The organism is Pseudomonas fluorescens, assembly GCF_902497875.1.
Taxonomy (GTDB): domain Bacteria; phylum Pseudomonadota; class Gammaproteobacteria; order Pseudomonadales; family Pseudomonadaceae; genus Aquipseudomonas; species Aquipseudomonas fluorescens_BR.
Genome location: NZ_CABVHY010000144.1, coordinates 1 through 1,296, shown reverse-complemented (window position 1 = coordinate 1,296; position 1,296 = coordinate 1). Strand labels below are relative to the sequence as shown.

The following is a 1,296-nucleotide window of genomic DNA, read 5'->3' as shown; positions in this document are numbered from 1 at the left end:
GGGTAGGATGCGTAGCCTGGTTTTGCTGCTGGCCTTTTTGGCGCTTGGTGGCTGCATGAACGTCAGCGATCTGGGCGAGGGCGCTCGTTATCACATGAGCGATGCCGGGCTGCTCGATCACAGCGATACTCGCCGCTTGAACTCGTTGCGTATACAAGCCGACTCGTTCATCTACATCGCCCAGGGTGCATTCGCGCCACCGGGCGATGCCTATCCGCGGCCGAATGTGGTCGCCGAAGAAGCCTTCAACGGCTTTGTCGAATACTTCCCCATGGTCCGGCGTGCCCGCACCCCGCAAGGGCTGGACGAAGCAATGAGCGAAGCCCGCGCAGTCGGTGCGCATTACTTGCTCTATACCCGTTTCGCCAAGGCTGACAATCGGATCGGCAACTCTGATGAATGGACCGATCAGGAAGCCGTGGACCGCCTGGGGATCGACACTGGCGTGATTCAGCTCATGTTGATCGAGACCAGCACCCAGTATTTGATCGATACTGCACGTATTCGCAGTCGTGGCGGTTTACTGACGTTCCACGACACTCAGCCGGAAGATCTGCTTGGCCCGCCGCTGGAGCAATACGCTCGCAGCCTGCTGGGCTTGAGTGACTAGGTACTACAGAAGGAAAACAACATGAGTGGTCCGCAAAAAGCTAACGATCTGCTGGGGCAAATCCCCAAATCCAAAGGCTTGCCGCCGGTCCATCTGTGGAATCCCGACTTCTGCGGCGATATCGACATGCGCATCGCCCGTGACGGGACCTGGTACTACCTGGGCACGCCCATCGGGCGCAAGCCGATGGTCAAGTTGTTCTCCACCATCATGCGCCGCGACGGCGATGATTATTTCCTGATTACCCCGGTGGAAAAAGTCGGCATCAAAGTCGATGACGCGCCGTTTGTCGCGGTCAGCCTGGAGGTCGAAGGAGAGGGAGAGGCTCAGGTACTGCGCTTCACCACCAACGTCGAAGAGCAGACCGAGGCCGGTCCTGATCACCCGATGCGGGTGGTGATCGATCCAGGTACCCAGGAGCCAGCGCCTTACGTGCATGTGCGGACCAATCTCGAAGCCCTGATCCATCGCAATGTGTTCTATCAGCTGGTCGACTTGGCCGTGACCCGGGAAATCGAGGGGCAGCGTTGGTTGGGCGTCTGGAGTGGCGGCGAATTCTTCCCGATCGGGCTTGAGCCGTAGGTTGGCTGCAGCCCTAAAAGATCGCAGCCTGCGGCAGCTCCTACGGGATTTGCGTACACACGATAAATCGGGTGGAACGCGGTCGGCGTAGGAGCTGCCGCAGG

General features: G+C 59.3%; 2 protein-coding genes. Both read left to right on the top strand.

What is annotated here, in order from left to right; genetic code table 11:
• The first annotated feature begins 7 nt into the window (after positions 1-7).
• Positions 8-610, top strand: coding sequence for a DUF4823 domain-containing protein (locus F8N85_RS34280; protein ID WP_150806438.1), 603 nt, complete (start codon positions 8-10; stop codon positions 608-610).
• 21 nt (positions 611-631) lie between these two features.
• The gene (locus F8N85_RS34275; protein ID WP_150806439.1) at positions 632-1,192 is read left to right on the top strand and encodes a DUF1285 domain-containing protein; all 561 of its coding nucleotides are present in this window, start codon (positions 632-634) and stop codon (positions 1,190-1,192) included.
• Positions 1,193-1,296: the final 104 nt, after the last annotated feature.